The following is a 17,426-nucleotide window of genomic DNA, read 5'->3' on the forward strand; positions in this document are numbered from 1 at the left end:
AAAAAATTGGGCTTGGTATGGCGCGCAGCCTCCCTATAATGCCTTTACTTTTTTCATTATTGACGCCAGGCCTTTGACGTTACGGACGACGCTCGGTTGACGCTGTGCAGACCAGGAAGCCCGGGTTCGGGCAGTCTGCGGGAGACTAGAATGAAGACCGACGCGAATGTGGTGCACCTCAACAAGGCCACCGCAGAGCAATCGCCAACTTCGCCGGTAGGAAGACTGCCCGTGGCGCTGATTCAGGTGCGTGATAAAGCTGCGCAACAGCTCAAGCAGAATCTGCAGAGCCTGTTCGACAACGCCGACGATACCCTCTTCGAGATGGCTGATCGAGCGACCAGCAATGCCGAGCAGAACGCTTTCTTCGAGGCGATGCGTGATCTGCGCCTGAAGCGCAAGACCATCGAGCGCGGCTTCCTGCAGAAGGTGTTCGAGTCTTTCGCCAATCTCAATCAATACGAGATCGGCAAGCCGCAGCCCGCGCTGGATTCGGTCTCGTTCGACAGTTTGAGCCTGGTACAGAACGATGAACTGGAAGAAACCGTGGCGCTGGACGCCATGGTGGCCAAGGTGATGAGTCGTGATGCGGCTGCGCTGGGGCATCTCACAACCCGTCTCAACGCGGTGATCAGCAAGAAGCTCGATGACAAGAGCAACCCGCTCGGTCCTACTCTACTCAGCGAATACTTTCTCGATGCCTGCAGCGGTCTGGGCGTGGAGATCAAGGTCAAGCTGATCATCCTCAAACTGTTCGAAAAATACGTGTTGGGCGGTTGCGATCAGCTGTATGCCGAGGCCAACCAGGCGCTGGTCAGTGCCGGTGTGCTACCTGAACTGAAATCTGCCCCGCCGCGTCGTCAGCAGCAGCGTCCGGCAACTTCCAGTTATGCCCAATCCTCCGCCGAGGAGGGTATGCCTCTGCTCGAAGGTGCCGATCAGGGCGTGCAGGAGGTCTTCGGTGCGCTGCAGGATCTGCTGTATCAGGTACGCGGTACGGCGATGCCGCGTCGAGCTCAGGCGGCTGATGCGCTGCCGATTACCAGCAATGATCTGATGCGTCTGCTTTCCCACATGCAGCAGCGCACGCCTGCGCAGATAGACGTGCAGGATTTCGATCTGCGTGACCAGCTCGAGCAACTGCTCGAACGCGCCAGTGCCAAGAGTGGCAAGGCGCGTGTGGTGGGCGAGGTCGACGAGGACGTGATCAACCTAGTGTCGATGCTCTTCGAGTTCATTCTCGACGACCGCACCCTGCCGGATTCGCTCAAGGCACTGATCGGCCGCCTGCAGATTCCCATGCTCAAGGTGGCGGTGCTGGACAAGACCTTCTTCAGCCGTGGCAGCCATCCGGCTCGTCGCTTGCTCAACGAGATCGCTTCTGCCGCGCTGGGTTGGGTTGACCAAGATGACGCGCAGCGCGACAGCCTGTATCAGAAGATCGAACAGGTGGTGCAGCGCCTGCTCAACGATTTCGTCGATGATCCTGCGATCTTCTCCGAGCTGCTGGCTGAGTTCATGGCCTTTACCGGTGATGAGCGGCGCCGCAGTGAATTGCTAGAGCAGCGTACCCGTGATGCCGAGGAGGGCAGTGCCAAGGCCGAGCTGGCTCGTCGCCAGGTCGAGCAGGCACTCAACGAGCGCCTGCTGGGCAAGACCCTGCCCGAGGTAGTGGTGCGGCTGTTGCAGGAGGCCTGGAGCAAGGTGCTGATGCTCACTTGCCTCAAGCATGGCGTGGAGTCGCAGGAGTGGCAGGACGCGCTGCAAACCATGGACGATCTGGTCTGGAGTGTCGCCCCGCACGAGGATCCGGAGGCGCGCCTGCGCTTGCTGGAGCTGGTACCGGGTCTGCTCAAGGCGCTGCGTGAGGGCATGACCAGCGCAGCGTTCGATCCATTCTCCACCAGCGAGTTCTTCAGCCAGCTGGAGGTCCTGCATGTGCAGGCCTTCCAGCGCTTCAAGCGCGCTTCCGAGATTGAAGCGGAGCCCGCAATCGAGGCCCGTACCGATGTAGATGAAGCAGGGGTAGAACTGCCACTTCTTGAGCTGCCTACCGGGGAGGCTGTGGTCGAGGATGCTCCGGCCATGGTTGAGGTGGTGGAAGAGATCATCTTGCTGGCTCCGGGCCAGAGCCGCCCGCAAGAGCCTGACGTGGTCCTGCCGGACGATGACGAGGCGCTGCATCAGGTAGACGGGTTGCGTGTCGGCAGTTGGGTCGAGATTCAGGAAGATGAGGAGCACAAGCTGCGTTGCAAGCTGGCGGCCATCATCAAACCTACCGGCAAGTACGTGTTCGTCAACCGTACCGGTATGAAGGTGCTGGAGAAGAGCCGTAACTCGCTGGCTGTGGAGTTTCGTCGCAACGCCGTTCGCCTGCTCGATGATGCACTGCTGTTCGATCGGGCGCTGGAGTCGGTGATTGGCAACCTGCGCAAGCTGAAGAACGCCTGACTCCTGGGGGCGTAGCGTTCCCGATAGCTGTAGCAGCTCCTCTGAGAGCGGTTCGCGGCGGGGCGCCGCTCCTACAGGGTTTTGCGTCTCGATGTTGGTCAGGCCAGCGACGGACTGTCTCGCGTAGGAGCCCCGCCCCGGGGCGAAGCTTTTGAGCGATTCGCCGCCAGGCTCTCGCAAGTTGTAATCCCCGATTTTCCCGCCTTTGCACATCCTGTTGCGGTCGCGCTATTGGCCGCTGCGGTTGGCTGCTCTAGAGTGGTGGTTCGCTCAGGAGTGTCACATGCAGCTCGACCCCTCAACCGGCTGGTTTCAGGGCATTCATCACTGCCCCTCGCCAAACTTCAACATCCGCCCTGATGGTGAGATTTCCCTGTTGGTGGTGCACAACATCAGCTTGCCACCAGGGCAGTTCGGCACTGGCCGGGTTCAGGCGTTCTTCCAGAATCGGCTGCCGGTCGATGAACATCCTTTCTTCGCTGAAATCGCTTCCTTGCAGGTTTCTGCGCACTTTTTCATCGAGCGTGATGGCGCGCTGACCCAGTTCGTCTCCTGTCTCGAGCGTGCCTGGCATGCGGGTGTTTCCTGGTTCGATGGCCGCGACAACTGCAATGATTTTTCGCTAGGTGTGGAGCTGGAGGGGACTGATGAACAGCCCTATACCGACGCCCAGTACGAGCGACTGGCTGAGCTGACGCGGCAGTTGCTCGATGCCTATCCGGCAATCTCGACCGAACGCATCTGCGGCCACTGCGATATTGCGCCGGGCCGCAAGACTGACCCAGGTCCGGCATTCGACTGGCCACGTCTGTACACCACACTGAAGGATTGAGGAGAAGTAGCGATGAGTTTTCTGGTCATTCTGCTGGTGCTATGGGTCGAGAAGTTTTCCGCCTGGCGTCTGCGAATCCAGCAGGACGGCCCATGGCTCGCGCAGCTGCAGCGTATGCAAACAGGCACTTGGCAGCAGGCTCCGTGGTTGTGCCTGGGCGTTCTGGTGCTGCTGCCCGTGCTGGCGTTGGGGTTGGTGTTGTTGCTGCTAAAGCCACTGGCTTATGGCTGGCTGGCGTTGCCGGTTCATCTGCTGGTGTTGATCTACAGCCTGGGGCGGGGCGATCTGCTGGCCGCTCTGGGGCCTTTCCGTGATGCCTGGCGGCGGGGTGACGGGCAGGCCGCTTATCACGTGGCCGAGCGAGATCTGGCGCTGCAGCCGGAGGAGGGCCCGCAGTTGCTGCAGCAGGTTCAGGGGCATCTGTTGTGGCAGGCCTATCAGAGCTTCTTTGCGGTGATCTTCTGGTATCTGCTGCTTGGCCCTATGGCGGCGCTGGCCTATCGCCTGCTGGCGCTGACCACCGAGCATGCCGAGCAAGCCGCACTGCGCGAACGTGCAGTGCAACTGCGCCATGCCTTCGACTGGTTGCCGGCGCGGGTGCTGGCGTCCAGTTTCGCCCTGGTGGGCAATTTCGTCGCGGTCAGTCGTGCCCTGCTGCATGAGTTGCTCAGTTGGGACATTTCTGCGGCGCAGTTGGTGATCAAGGCGGGGCGCGCGGCTGGGGAGATGCCGGCTCCAGTGATGGGCGAGGAAGGTGTTGATACGCTGGACCAGCTGTGGCAACTGCTGATTCGTGCCGCTGTTGTCTGGTACGCCGGTTACGCGGTGTGGGTACTGCTCTTCTGACGGGAGCTCTCGACGCGTCGTGCTTCCACATTTTGCAGGCGCGGCGCCCCGCTGCGAATCCGTACGACGCGCTCTTGAGAGATTCGCCCCGGGGCGGCGCTGCTACAGTGCACAGCGGGCGCTGGTTTAACCTTAAGTTACAAAGCAGGGTGTCGATAAGAGGTATAACGGGGGCGCACCCTGCCTGTTTGGTGATGTTTGTCACATTTATCTGCCTGTATTCGCCGTGTCGATTCGCGCGCCGCAGGTCGGGCTGCACAGGACGCCGTCGTCAGCCCGTGAGAGGCTTTGCCGCTGTCCAAGCGATACCAATAACAATAAATGGCAACTGGAGACGTCTAGTGAAGACCGTGTTGTATCCGGCCATCGCGCTGATGAATCGCCTCAGCTTCGGCATGAAGTTCAGCCTGATCAGTGTCCTGTTTTTCCTGCCCATGCTGGTCACCAATTTCTATCTGGTGCGTGACTCCTATCGACAGTTCGTCGGCACCCAGAATGCGCTGCAGAGCCTGGAACTCCTGGGCAGCAGTCTGCAGCTGCGGCGTGACCTGGAAAGCCTGAATGATCTGGTACAGATCAACTCGATGATTGGCCAGTCCGGTCAGGCGGGCGATCTCGAGGGGCGCATCGATCAACTGGAGCAGACCTTGGCCGCTGGTGTGCAAGGCCTGGAGCCAGTGACGCAGGATGCGGAGCAGGCAGCCGAATTCATCAGCAAACGTGACGAACTGCTGGCCGATCTCAAGAGTGCCGAGAGCGAGACGTCGCTGCAGAGCAAAACGGTCATCGTCGAGAAACTGCTGGGGTCGTCCCAGGTGTTCATCAAACTGGTGGCCAGCCAGGCCGGCCTCAGCCAGGATCCGCAGCGCCAGGTCCGGCAGATTACCGAGCTGATCACCAACGTCACCCCACAGATCACCAATGTGCTGAGCCAGGGCCGCGCCATCGGCGCCTACTCGCTGGGGCAGGGGTTTCTCAACTCGGCGGCCAGCACCAAGTTCGATGATCTTCTGCTGCAACTGGAGAAGTTGCACGCCGAGTACGGCCTGAACCTGCAGGAGGCGTTGGCTGGCAACGTCGCGGCGCAGAACGGCCTGGGCGGTCTGGCCGAGGCCAGCCGTCAGAGTCTGAAGGACAGCAGTGTGCTGTTCGAGGACCAGGTGATCATCGCCGACAGCCTGGACACGCCCTGGGCGCAGTTCTATGAGCAGATCAGCCAGCAGATGGCCAAAACCTACGCCTTCAACGATGGCCTGCTGGCCGTCCTCGACACCCAGCTGAGCGAGCGTCTTACCGATAATCGCGCGCAGATGGTGCTGCTGGTGGTCGCGCTGGTGGTGGTGTTCCTGCTGATCGTCTATCTCTACAGCGGCTTCTACGTTTCCACACGCTCGACCCTGAAGAATCTGGGCCAGGTCATGGACAAGGTCGCGGCCGGGGACATGACCGTCACCTTCCAGGCGCAGAGCCGGGACGAGCTGGGCGAATTGGGCCAGGTATTCAATCAGACCGTGCTGCGTATTCACGACCTGATCGAGCGGGTTGGCCATACGGTGGGCGAAGTGGGTGGTCAGGCGGATCGTGTCGAGCTGGTATCGGGCGAGAGCAATCAGGCCGTTGCCGGGCAGCGCGCGCAGATCGAACAGGTCGCCACGGCAATGAATCAGATGTCGGCCACGGCTCAGGAGGTGGCGCGCAGCGCCGCGGCAGCCGTGGAGAGTGCGCAGAGCGTCAATCAGGAAACGGTCAGCGGTCGAGCGCTGGTCGAGTCGCAGGTTGGGGCGATTCAGCGTCTGGCCGGTGAAATCGACCAGTCGGTTGTGGTCATCGATCAGTTGGCCAGCGACAGCGCGGCCATCAGTCAGGTACTGGACGTGATCAAGGGCATCGCCGAACAGACCAATCTGCTGGCGCTCAATGCCGCCATCGAGGCTGCGCGTGCCGGTGAGCAGGGCCGTGGTTTCGCGGTGGTCGCCGATGAGGTGCGTAACCTGGCCAAACGCACCCAGCAGTCCACCGAAGAGATCGAAACCATGATCGCCCGGCTGCAGGGCGGTGTTGGCGCGGCGGTGAAGGCGATGAATGCCAGCCACCAGATGGCCGACGGCACCGTCAGCGAGTCAGCCAAGGTGCAGCAGGCGCTGGAGAACATCCTCGGCGCAGTTGGCATGATCGTCGATCAAAATCAGCAGATCGCTGCCGCTGCCGAGCAGCAAACAGCGGTGGCCCACGATATCGATCAGAACATCGTCGAAATCAATCATGCCGGTGAACGCACAGCCGCCGGTGCCAGCCAGACCGAGCAGGCCAGTCGCGAGCTGAGCGAACTGGTCACCCGACTCAAACAGTTGATCAGCGCATTCCGGGTGTGAGTGATAGGTCCGCTCCCGTTGTCGCTCCCGCCTGGGCGGGAGTAACGGGGAGCGGATATACCGGGACCGTCAGAGTGCACATGGCGCCTAGATCTGTAGGAGCGGCGCCTCGCCGCGAATCCGGGCGACGCGGTTCGGAACATTCGCTCCAGGGCGGGGCTTCTACGAAAAACTCAGCCGGCAGAGCAATCTAGGCCCAGCCGAATAGCTCTTCGGCATTGCGGCTGCTGGCGGCGGCCAGCTCGTCGGGGCTGATGCCGCGTAGCGCTGCCAGTTCGCTGCAGATATCCACGAGGTATTCCGGGCTGTTGCGCTGGTTGGGGTGCATGGCCGGCGCCATATCCGGTGCGTCGGTCTCCAGCACGATGGCCTCCAGCGGCAGCCCCGCTACCACTTTGCGCAGGCGATTGGCCTGTGGCCAGGTTGCGGCGCCGCCGAGGCCAAGGCGGAACCCCAGTTTGATGTACTCGCGGGCCTCTTCGGCGCTGCCGGCAAAGGCATGGATGATGCCGCCGCGTGCCAGGCGAAAACGCTTGAGGGTGGCGATGGTGGCGGCATGGGCGCGGCGTACATGCAATAGCACGGGGAGCTCGAACTCGGCGGCCAGTTTGAGCTGTGCCTCGAACAGCGCCTGTTGCTGTTCTCGATCCAGTTGTTCCAGATAATAGTCCAGGCCGAACTCGCCGATGGCGCAAAGTTTTGGGTGGCCTGCTGTGCGGCTCAGCCAGTCACGCAACTCGCCAAGGTGCTCGGGGCGGTGCTCATCGAGGTAGACCGGGTGCAGGCCGAACGCGGCGTACAGGCCCTGCTGGCTTTCCACCAGTTGCCACAGGCGCTGCCAGTTGGCCTGATACACGCCGAGTACCACGATTCGCTGGACCCCCAGCGCCTGACTGCGGGCCAGCAGCGCATCGCGGTCCGCGTCGAAGTCAGGAAAATCCAGATGGGTATGGGTATCGATCAGGCGCATCGTCAGGCGTGCTTCCAGGCTGTCATGGACTGGCTCAGGTTCCCCCATTTTTTCCGGCCATGCCAGCGCCATGGAGCATTGGCTGATTTTTCCAGTCGAACAGGAAAGGAACGGGTGCGTTGGCCGTGACGCGTCTGGGTGACGGAGGACAATAGGTGCAGCGCATAGGTAAAGGATTCGCGTGGTTCGTGGCGGTTTTTCTGCTGCTGGTGGCAGCGCTGATGCTGTTTCTGGCGCTGTTCGACTGGAACCGGGCTCGCCCGCTGATCAACGAACAGGTGTCGGCGGCGCTGAACCGACCGTTCGCCATCGAGGGCGACCTGCGTGTGGTCTGGCAGCGCGAGCCCGGCGAAACGGGGCTGAGTGCCTGGCTGCCCTGGCCGCACTTCGCCGCCGAACGCTTGCGCCTGGGCAACCCTGAGTGGGCGCAGGGCGACGCCTTCGTCAGCCTCGACAGCGTGCGTTTCCGCCTGGCGCCATTGCCGCTGCTGTGGAAAACCCTGAGCATCCCGAGCATCGAACTGGGTGCGCCGGTTGCCGACCTGCAGCGCCTGGACGATGGTCGGGCCAACTGGGTATTCGACCTGGGTGACGAGTCCGCCGGTCAACCGAGCCCGTGGACGCTGGACATCGGCACCATCGCCTTCGACCAAGGACAGGTGAGGTTGGATGACAAGATCAGCGGCTCGGTTCTGGAGCTGTTCATCGAGCCGCTGGGCGAACCCATTGCCTTTGCCGAGGTTGTCGGCAAGGCTGTCGCCGAGCAGCGTGCAGGGGCGCAGGATTACGCGTTCGCCTGGCAGGCCAAGGGTCGTTTCCGTGGTCAGCCGGTAGCGGGTGAAGGCAAGGTCGGCGGCCTGCTGGCGTTGCACGATGCATCGCAGCCTTTTCCTTTGCAGGCCGATCTGCGTATCGGTACAACACGGATCGTCCTCGCTGGTAGCCTGACGGACCCACAGAATCTGGGCGCCCTGGATCTCAGGTTGCGCCTCTCCGGCACCAGCCTCGGTCATCTCTACCCGCTGACTGGCGTGACCCTGCCGGACACTCCGCCCTACAGCACCGACGGCCGCCTGCAGGCTGAGTTGCATGATGCTGGCGGCGCGCTGTTTCGCTATCTGGGCTTCAACGGCCGTATCGGTGACAGCGATATTCATGGTGATCTGACCTTCGTCGCGCGCGAGCCAAGGCCGAAGCTGTCCGGCCAACTGACGTCGGAGCAGCTGTTGTTCAGCGACCTGGCGCCACTGATCGGTGCCGACTCCAGCAGCGACAAGCGCGAGCGCGGCGAGAAGGACGAGCAGCCGGTCAACAAGGTGTTGCCCGTATCGGAGTTTCGTACCGAGCGCTGGCGCGCCATGGATGCCGATGTGCGCTTTGTCGGCAAGCGCATCGTGCACAGCGAGCAGTTGCCCATCACCGACCTGGACACCCATGTCGTGCTCAATGACGGCGTGCTCAGTCTGGAGCCGTTGCGGTTCGGTATGGCCGGCGGAGCGCTCGATTCGCAACTGCGCCTCAACGGTGCCGTCACGCCCTTGCAGGGGCAGGTTCGCCTGCAGGCGCGCAGTCTCAAACTCAAGCAGCTGTTTCCCACTTTCGCGCCCATGCAGACCAGCCTCGGTGAGCTGAACGGCGACGCTCGTATCAGTGGGCGCGGCAACTCCGTGGCAGCCTTGCTGGGCAGTGCCGATGGCGAGCTGAAGATGCTGATCAACGACGGAGCGGTCAGCCGCGGACTGATGGAAATCGCCGGGCTGAATGTCGGCAACTACCTGGTCGGGCGCCTGTTTGGTGATGAAGAGGTGCAGATTCATTGTGCAGCGGCCGATCTGGGCATCAGGCAGGGGCTCATGAGCACGCGGCTGTTCGTCGTCGATACCGACAACGCGGTGATCAAGGTCGATGGCAGTGCCAACTTCGCCAGCGAGCGGCTGGATTTCACCATCACGCCGGCGACCAAGGGCTTTCGCATCTTCTCCCTGCGTTCGCCGCTGTATGTACGCGGCACGTTCAAGGAGCCGGCGCCGGGGGTGCAGGCGACGCCACTGGCGCTACGCGGTGTCGGGTTGGTCGCGCTTGGCGTCGCGGTTGCACCGGCGGCTGGATTGTTGGCATTGGTGGCACCTAGCTCCGGTGATGAGCCGAGCCAGTGCGAGCCTGTGCTGCGCAAGATTCAGGGCCGTGGTTGATAAGGCGGATAGACCAGGTTACGGGCTATAACTACCGTCGACACATTTCCCGTTTGCCTTATGCGGTGGCAAACATATACAAGATGTTGTCGCTCTCCAAAGAAAGGATCTTCTGTAGATGACTCAAGCTATTGCGCATCGCTGGCGCTTCTTCCGTGCCGGCGGCTTCGATCAGGTGCAACTGGAAACGCCGGCGGATCTCGCCGCACTGCGTGGCCTGGATCAGAAACTCTGGGCCAGCCTGGCCTGCCCGGTGAACAACCTGGAGCTGGATCGGCGCATGCTCGACTACATCGACCTGAACAAGGACGGTCGTATCCGCGCTCCGGAAATCCTCGAGGTGGTGGACTGGACGCTGGCGCGCCTGGTCGATCCTGCCGTGCTGTTCGAGGACGGCCCGCTGCAGCTTGCCTCGCTCACCGATGACGCCGTCGGTGCACGTCTGCGCCTGGCTGCGCAACGTTTGCTGGGCGTGCTCGGGCGCTCCAGTAGCGACAGTCTGGCGCCGGCCGACACGGCCAATCTGGCATTGCTGTTCCCGCCGCACGAACCCAACGGTGATGGCCTGGTGCCGGCGACGTTGACCGATGACGCCGAACTGAAGACGGCCATCGCCGACATCATCGCCAGCCTGGGCGCGCAGACCGACCGCAGTGGCGAGGCGGCGATCAGTGCCGGGCAGATCAGCGATTTCTTTGCCCAGGCGCGTCAACTGCACGCCTGGCATGCGCGGGCGGCGGAGCAGGGTCTGGATGCCTTCGGTGAGGGCACGGTCGCCGCGGTCGAGGCGCTGAGCGCTGTGCGCGGCAAGATCGACGATTACTTCACCCGCGTGGCCATGGCCGAGTTCGATCCGCGTGCTGCCGCGCTGATGAATGCTCAGGAGGCCGAGCTTGTGCGTCTGGCCTCGTTGTCACTGGCCGATGCCTCCGAGGTTTCCGGGCTGCCTCTGGCCGCCGTGCAGCATGGCGACCAGTTGCCGCTGGACAAGGGCCTCAACCCGGCCTGGCAGGGCGCCATCGACGATTTCCGCCAGCGTGTGGTGGTGCCCGTCTACGGTGAACTGCAGAGCCTGTCGCGCGAGCAATGGCAGCACCTGGTCGCGCTCTGCGGCAATTACCTGGCCTGGCAGGCCGAGACGCCCAAGGTGGCGATCGCCGAGGTGCTGACACGTGGGCGCATTCTCGAACTGGTGGAGCAGGACGCCGAGGTTCGCTTGCTGGCGCTGGTCGAGAAAGACAAGACCGTAGCCGAGGCGGCGGATGGCCTGGTCGAACTGGACAAGCTGATTCGCCTGCGCCACGGACTGGTCAAGCTGCTGCGCAATTTCGTTTCGTTCCAGAGCTTCTACGCACGCCAGGACAAGGCCGTGTTCCAGGCCGGCACGCTGTACATCGATGGCAAGAGCTGCGATCTGGTGGTGGAGGTCGACAACATCGAGGCGCATGCCAAGATCGCCGCGGCCAGCGATTGCTTCCTGCTTTACTGCGCCTGCACGCGCCGCGGTGAGCCGGTGCGTGGCAAGGAGGCGCTGAATATCGTGGTGGCGGTCACCGCTGGTAGCGAGGGCGATCTGCAGGCCGGCCGTCACGGTCTGTTCTACGACCGTGACGGCAACGACTGGGACGCCAAGGTGGTCAAGGTGGTGCAGAGCGCCATCAGCATCCGTGAAGCCTTCTGGTCGCCCTACCGGCGCATCTCCAAGCTGGTTTCCGATCAGGTGCAGAAACTGGCCGCCAGCCGTGACGCCGAGATGGTCAACAAGACCGCGACCAAGGTTGGCGAGACAGGAGGCGCGGGGGCTGCAGCGCCCGCGCCTGCGTTCGATATCGCCAAGTTCGCTGGTATCTTCGCGGCTATCGGTCTGGCGGTTGGTGCGCTGGGCACGGCATTGGCTGCCGTGATCACCGGCATTCTGTCGTTGGCCTGGTGGCAGGTGCCGTTGCTGCTGTTGGGCGTGCTGCTGGCCATTTCCGGTCCGGCCATGCTGCTGGCCTGGTTCAAACTGCACCGTCGCAGCCTGGGGCCGATTCTCGATGCCAATGGCTGGGCGGTAAATGCCAAGGCGCGCATCAGTATTCCGTTCGGCACGGCATTGACGCAGATGGCCGAGTTGCCCAAGGGCAGTGACCGCGCACTGCGTGATCCTTATGCCAACAAGCCTTCGGTCTGGCCATGGATCCTGCTGCTGGTGGTATTGGGCGCCGGGTATTACGCCTGGAGCAATGGGGTATTCAGCCCGGAGCCGCAGGTGCCAGCTGAGGCTGTGGCGCCTGTTCAGGACGCTGCCGGCTAAGAGGGAACTGCCTGGCGTTGGGCTCTTTGTAGGAGCGGTTGGGCGGCATTCCGCTTCAGCCGCGAACAGCTTTCGCGGCTGAAGCCGCTCCTACGGGTTGGAAGGCATAGTCGGCCAGTCATTTGCGTATTGGCGGGTTTCACCCGCCCTACGTTCTCTCTCAGCCGGCTAACAGTTCCGCCACCCAGCGCGGCAGTTGCTCGGTGGCCGGGCCATAGCGTTTCTCGGCAAACAGAGAATGGCCCTGGCTGGGCTCCAGATTGATCTCCAGGGTATGGGCGCCAGCTTGCCGGGCCTGTTCGACGAAGCCGGCGGCCGGGTAGACGTGACCCGAGGTGCCAATGCTGACGAACAGTTCGCACTGCTCGAGTGCGTCATAGATGCGCTCCATCTGATAGGGCATTTCGCCGAACCAGACGATATCCGGGCGCAGCGTGCCAGTCAGACCGCAGCAGGCGCAGGCCTGGCTGACGGGCATATCGTCTTCCAGTACGAAGCGCTGCTGGCTGTTGCTGCAAAGCATCGACTGCAATTCACCGTGCATGTGCAGCAGGCGTTTGGAACCGGCGCGCTCGTGCAGGTTGTCGACGTTCTGCGTGACCAGCAGGAAATCGCCCTGCCAGGCTGCTTCCAGCTCGGCCAGTGCCAGGTGCCCGGCATTCGGCGCGATGGCCGGGTCACGTAACTGGGCGCGGCGCATGTCGTAGAAGCGCTGCACCAGGGCCGGGTCGCGGGCGAAGCCTTCGGGCGTCGCCACGTCTTCGATGCGATGCTCCTCCCACAGGCCGTCGCTGGCGCGAAAGGTGCGGATGCCGCTCTCGGCGGAGATGCCGGCACCGGTGAGGATGACGAGGTTGGGATGGGGCATGTTGGCTCCGAAGACAGGTGCATTGCTGCAACTCTAAGCCAATTGTAATGCCGTGTGTTCTTCGTAGGAGCCGGCTTGCCGGCGATGCTTTTTCGTCAGTAATGATCGCTGGCAAGCCAGCTCCTACGGGGGCAGAGCCGTAGTCCAAATAAAATCCGGGACTCACCTGCACATCGCTCCCGGATTGAATCCGGGCTACGCGGTGGCTGGCCCTGGAGCATGACGATATATGCGGGTTCGTGGCTCATGCGCGTTCGCTCATCGCCGCCAGTGCCACCGAGGCTGCTGCCGTTCGGGTTTCCACGCCGAGCTTCACGTAGACGTGTTCCAGATGCTTGTTCACCGTGCGCGGGCTGAGGCCGAGGATGTCGCCGATGTCACGGTTGGTCTTGCCGCACGCGACCCAGCGCAGCACCTCCACCTCGCGTTCGGTGAGCTGGAAACGAGCGCAAAGGTGGGCGTGTGCCGGCGCATTGTCCAGGCTCAGGTCGACCGGTTTGGACGCGGCGCGTGCAGCCTGCAGAACGCGCGCGGTGCGCAGGTGCGAGGCGACCCGGGCGAGCACTTCGTCGGGGTTGATCGGCTTGGTCACGTAGTCGATGCCACCTGCTTCGAAGCCCCGCACCACATGCTCGCTGTCGGTCAGGGCCGTCATGAACAGCACGGGGATATCGGCGCTGCCCGGGTCTGCCTTGATCCGTCGGCAGGTCTCGAAGCCGTCGAGCCCCGGCATCATCGCATCGAGCAGGATCAGATCCGGCCGCCGGCGTTGAATGCGTCCGAGCGCGCTGGAGCCGTCCAGCGCTACCAGCACCATGTAGCCGGCGTCGTCGAGCGCATCGGAGAGCAGCGCGAGATTATCCGGCGTATCGTCGACGATCAGGATGATGCCGCGCTCCTGCGCGTCCGCGCTGGGGAATTGCGACTCAGGCTGGCGGAACGGCGCATTCATGGTCGGCCTCCTTCAGGTGTCGGTTGAATTCGTCTAGCTGGAAATTCTTCACCAGCACGCGCAGTTGCGCGGTGAAACTGGCGCTGGCCGGGTCGCGCTGATCGATGGCGTCGAGGCATTCCTGAATGCCGCGCACGTAGCCCATGGCGCCCAGTTCGCGCAGTGCGCACAGGTCTTCATGGCAGGGCAGTGCCTGTACTTCGGGTGTGGACGGGCTGTCCTGAGTGCGGTGCAGCCAGGTCAGACCCAGGTGCTGGTGGATGCGGTCGAGCAGCTCCGGGGTGTACACCGGCTTGGCCAGGTAGTCGTCGCAGGCTGCGGCGACGCTGCGCTCGCGGTCATCGGTGAAGGCGTTGGCGGAGATCACGATGATCGGCGCCTGGCAGCGGGTGTTACGGCGGATCAGGCGACTGGTTTCCCAGCCATCCATCTGCGGCATGGACAGGTCCATGAGAATCAGTGCCGGGTTGTGCAGCGCGACCTGGCGAATGGCCTCATGGCCACTGGCCGCCTGGATCACCTCGAAGCCCAGCGGTTCGAGCATGCCAGCCAGCACGCGGCGGTGTTCCAGGTGATCGTCCACCACCAGGATCAGGCGTCGTTCGCCCTGGTAGCCGATGATGTCGTGCTCCACATGCACCACCGCCTGCGGCACGCGCACCTCGGAGAGGAACAGGCGCACCTGGAAGCGTGTGCCCCGGCCCGGTTCGCTGTCGACCGACAGCTCGCCCCCCATCAGCGCCGTGAGCATGCGGGTGATGGTCAGGCCCAGGCCTACGCCGTTGTCCTGGCGCATCAGGTCGCCGCGCTCGAACGGCTGGAAGATGCGCTCGATCTGTTCGGGGGCGATGCCTGCGCCGGTGTCGATGATTTCGAAGGTCGCGGTCTCGCGCATGTAGCCGACACGCAGGCAAACCTCGCCGTGGTCGGTGAAGCGTACGGCGTTGCCCAGCAGGTTGATCAGAATCTGCCGCACGCGCTTTTCGTCGCCGCGTACCACGGCGGGCATGCGGCCGATGCATTCGAGGCGAAAGCGCAAACCTTTTTCCGCCGCCTGCGGGGTGAACATGCGTTCGAGTTGATCGATGAATTCGGGGAAGGGAATCTCGGCCAGTTCCAGATGCAGCTTGCCGGCTTCGATCTTGGCCACGTCGAGCAGCCCGTCAATCAGTGACAGCAGATGCGAGCCGCTGCGGAAGATGGTGCCCAGGGCATCCTGATGCTGTGTGGGCATGCTCGCGTCACGCTGCAGAATCTGGGTGTAGCCGAGGATGCTGTTGAGTGGCGTACGCAGTTCATGGGACAGGCCGGTCACGTAGCGGCTCTTCGCTGCATTGGCCGACTCGGCGGCTTCCTTGGCCTGCTGCAGGGCTTCGTCGGTCTTGCGGTGCGCCTCGATTTCCTGCATCAGCAGGAGGGTTTGGCGATCCGATTCCTCCTGAGCGACGCGGCGGCTTTCGCGAGTCAATACCAGCCACCAGGCCAGCATGGCGGCGAATAGCGAGAGGGTGAGAAAGGCCTTGAGGAAGGCCTGGAACATCGTCTGGCGAACTTCTGCTTCCTGGGTCAGCAGGCTCAGCGAAACCTGACTGTAGATCAGCGCCAGGGCGGCGAACAGCATCAGCACCAGCAGGCCGAGCAGGCCAAGGTATTGGGCCAGGCGGCTGTGCAGACGCGGGATCGAAGCGCGCGGGAATACCCAGCTGACGAAGTCGTCGACCTGGTCGGCCAGGCGTGCGCGCGGCTTGCAGCGGTCATCGCAGCGCGCGTCGAGAGAGCAGCACAGCGAGCAGATGGGTGCACCGTAGGCCGGACACATTGCGGTGTCTGGTTCCTCGAAGCGGTTGTTGCACAGGCAGCATTGCACCTGACCGGCTTCGGTATAGGGGTAGAGCAACTGCGGCTGACGTTCGCGGGCAATGTAGTAGCGACCCCCGGTCAGCCAGGCCAGCAGCGGCGCCAGGAGAAAGGCCGAACCCAGTGCCACCACGGGTGATGCAGCCTGCGCCAGTGCGCCGAACAGGCCTGCGTGCGCCACGACCGAGAGCAGCGAGGCCATCAGCATGGCACCAACCCCCACCGGGTTGATGTCGTACAGGTGCGCGCGCTTGAACTCGATGTATTTCGGCGACAGGCCCAGCGGCTTGTTCACCACCAGGTCGGCAACCAGCGCGCCGATCCAGGCGATGGCAATGTTGGCATAGAGGCCGAGCACTTCCTCGATCGCCTCGAACACGCCCAGCTCCATCAGCATCAGGGCGATGGCCACGTTGAACACCAGCCAGACCACGCGACCGGGATGGCTGTGGGTGATGCGGGCGAAGAAGTTCGACCAGGCCAGCGAGCCGGCGTATGCATTGGTCAGGTTGATCTTCACCTGACTGACGATGACGAACAGCACCATGGCGGCCAACGCCCATTGCGGTGAGGCGAACACGTAGTTGAAGGCCACCAGGTACATCTGTGTCGGCTCGGCCGCCCGTTCCATGGGGATTTCATGCTGCAGGGCGAGAAACGCGAGGAAGGCGCCGGCGAGCATCTTCAGCGCGCCGGGGATGATCCAGCCCGGGCCGGCAAGAATCAGGGCAGCCCACCAGCGCGTGCGGTTGGCGCGGGTCTTTTCCGGCAGAAAGCGCAGGTAGTCGACCTGTTCGCCAATCTGCGTCACCAGTGCCAGGGCCACGGTGCAGGCGGCGCCGAAGTGCAGCAGGTTGAAGCTGCCAGGCTCGCCCTCGCGTCCGGCAAAGCTGGTCCAGTCCGTCAGTGCATCGGGATTCTTGGCGATGACGAAGACATAGGGCAGAAACAGCAGGAGCAGCCATAGCGGCTGGCTCCACATCTGCAGGCGGCTGATCAGCGTTACGCCATAGGCCACCAGCGGGATGACGATGATCGAGCAGATGACATAGGCCAGCGCCAGGGGAATGTTGAAGTAAAGCTCCAGGGCCAGGGCCATGATGGCGGCTTCCAGAGCGAAGAACAGGAAGGTGAAGCTGGCGTAGATCAGCGAGGTGATGGTCGAGCCGATGTAACCGAAGCCGGCGCCGCGGGTCAGCAGGTCCATGTCGACGCCGTAGCGGGCCGCGTAGTAGCTGATGGGCAGGCCGGTGAGGAAGATCACCAGCGCGACCGCGAGTACGGCCCAGAGGGTGTTGGTGAAACCGTAGGACAGGGCCAGGGCGCCGCCGATGGCTTCCAGGGCCAGGAACGACAGGGCGCCCAGCGCGGTGTTGGCGATGCGCAGCTCGGACCACTTGCGGAACGACCTGGGCGTGAAGCGCAGGGCGTAGTCCTCCATGGTCTCGTCGGCGACCCAGGTGTTGTAGTCGCGGCGGATCTTGATGATGCGCTGGGTGCCGGTTGGCTGCACGGGCGGTGTCCTGCTGGCGTTATCTGATAGATCGTCCCTGTCGCATGTCCCTGTAGGAGCCGGCTTGCCGGCGATCCGCCCTGATCAGGCAATGCTGATCGCCCGCAAGCGGGCTCCTACGGTGCGTAGAAAGTGCAACTTCCATGCCCCGGCTCGGTGAGGCCTCTACGCGCGCGCGAGCTTCTGTCTGCGTGCTTTTTCTGCATCCAGCTTGCACCAGGCTGGCGCATGGGGCTGTACGTCAGATGACGTATGCCGTTACGTCATGCTGCGTATA

At 63.0% G+C, this 17,426-nt stretch carries 10 protein-coding genes and 1 pseudogene; 7 read left to right on the plus strand and 4 right to left on the minus strand.

Annotated elements, in window-relative coordinates:
- Positions 1–150 precede the first annotated feature (150 nt).
- The 5 genes and pseudogenes from ACJRW5_RS02510 to ACJRW5_RS02530 all read left to right on the plus strand — a co-directional run bounded on the left by ACJRW5_RS02510 (position 151) and on the right by ACJRW5_RS02530 (position 6,501).
- Positions 151–2,451 carry a DUF1631 domain-containing protein gene (locus tag ACJRW5_RS02510; RefSeq protein WP_484568949.1) on the plus strand — a complete coding sequence of 767 codons (2,301 nt, stop codon included), beginning with the start codon at positions 151–153 and terminating at the stop codon, positions 2,449–2,451.
- A 283-nt stretch (positions 2,452–2,734) separates the two neighbouring features.
- A complete protein-coding gene (gene ampD, locus ACJRW5_RS02515) occupies positions 2,735–3,283 on the plus strand; it encodes a 1,6-anhydro-N-acetylmuramyl-L-alanine amidase AmpD (protein WP_484568950.1) in 549 nt (182 codons plus the stop codon).
- A 12-nt stretch (positions 3,284–3,295) separates the two neighbouring features.
- Positions 3,296–4,129 carry a regulatory signaling modulator protein AmpE gene (gene ampE, locus ACJRW5_RS02520; protein WP_484568951.1) on the plus strand — a complete coding sequence of 278 codons (834 nt, stop codon included), beginning with the start codon at positions 3,296–3,298 and terminating at the stop codon, positions 4,127–4,129.
- A 1,310-nt stretch (positions 4,130–5,439) separates the two neighbouring features.
- Positions 5,440–5,646, plus strand: a pseudogene (locus ACJRW5_RS02525) (HAMP domain-containing protein); the annotation flags it as partial.
- Between the two features lie 150 nt (positions 5,647–5,796).
- Complete coding sequence (locus ACJRW5_RS02530) at positions 5,797–6,501, plus strand: methyl-accepting chemotaxis protein (RefSeq protein WP_484569141.1); 705 nt, start codon at positions 5,797–5,799, stop codon at positions 6,499–6,501.
- Positions 6,502–6,691: 190 nt separating this feature from the next.
- On the opposite strand, the gene ACJRW5_RS02535 is transcribed toward ACJRW5_RS02530, so the two are convergent.
- The gene (locus ACJRW5_RS02535; RefSeq protein WP_484569142.1) at positions 6,692–7,471 is read right to left on the minus strand and encodes a TatD family hydrolase; all 780 of its coding nucleotides are present in this window, start codon (positions 7,469–7,471) and stop codon (positions 6,692–6,694) included.
- A gap of 155 nt (positions 7,472–7,626) precedes the next feature.
- On the opposite strand from ACJRW5_RS02535, the gene ACJRW5_RS02540 reads away from it, so the two are divergent.
- The gene (locus ACJRW5_RS02540; protein ID WP_484568952.1) at positions 7,627–9,663 is read left to right on the plus strand and encodes an AsmA family protein; all 2,037 of its coding nucleotides are present in this window, start codon (positions 7,627–7,629) and stop codon (positions 9,661–9,663) included.
- Between the two features lie 118 nt (positions 9,664–9,781).
- Complete coding sequence (locus ACJRW5_RS02545; RefSeq protein ID WP_484568953.1) at positions 9,782–11,959, plus strand: hypothetical protein; 2,178 nt, start codon at positions 9,782–9,784, stop codon at positions 11,957–11,959.
- Between the two features lie 160 nt (positions 11,960–12,119).
- On the opposite strand, the gene cobB is transcribed toward ACJRW5_RS02545, so the two are convergent.
- The 3 genes from cobB to ACJRW5_RS02560 all read right to left on the minus strand — a co-directional run bounded on the left by cobB (position 12,120) and on the right by ACJRW5_RS02560 (position 17,149).
- Positions 12,120–12,827 (minus strand): Sir2 family NAD+-dependent deacetylase, encoded by a 708-nt coding sequence (cobB, locus tag ACJRW5_RS02550; RefSeq protein ID WP_484568954.1) that lies wholly within the window; start codon positions 12,825–12,827, stop codon positions 12,120–12,122.
- A 244-nt stretch (positions 12,828–13,071) separates the two neighbouring features.
- A complete protein-coding gene (locus ACJRW5_RS02555) occupies positions 13,072–13,779 on the minus strand; it encodes a response regulator (protein WP_484568955.1) in 708 nt (235 codons plus the stop codon).
- Positions 13,754–17,149, minus strand: a complete 3,396-nt coding sequence (locus ACJRW5_RS02560; protein WP_484568956.1) for an ATP-binding protein — start codon at positions 17,147–17,149, stop codon at positions 13,754–13,756. The genes ACJRW5_RS02555 and ACJRW5_RS02560 overlap by 26 nt, the downstream gene beginning before the upstream one ends.
- Positions 17,150–17,426: the final 277 nt, after the last annotated feature.

Origin of the sequence: Pseudomonas pichavaramensis (genome assembly GCF_050473265.1) — a bacterium.
In the GTDB taxonomy this organism is placed as follows: domain Bacteria; phylum Pseudomonadota; class Gammaproteobacteria; order Pseudomonadales; family Pseudomonadaceae; genus Aquipseudomonas.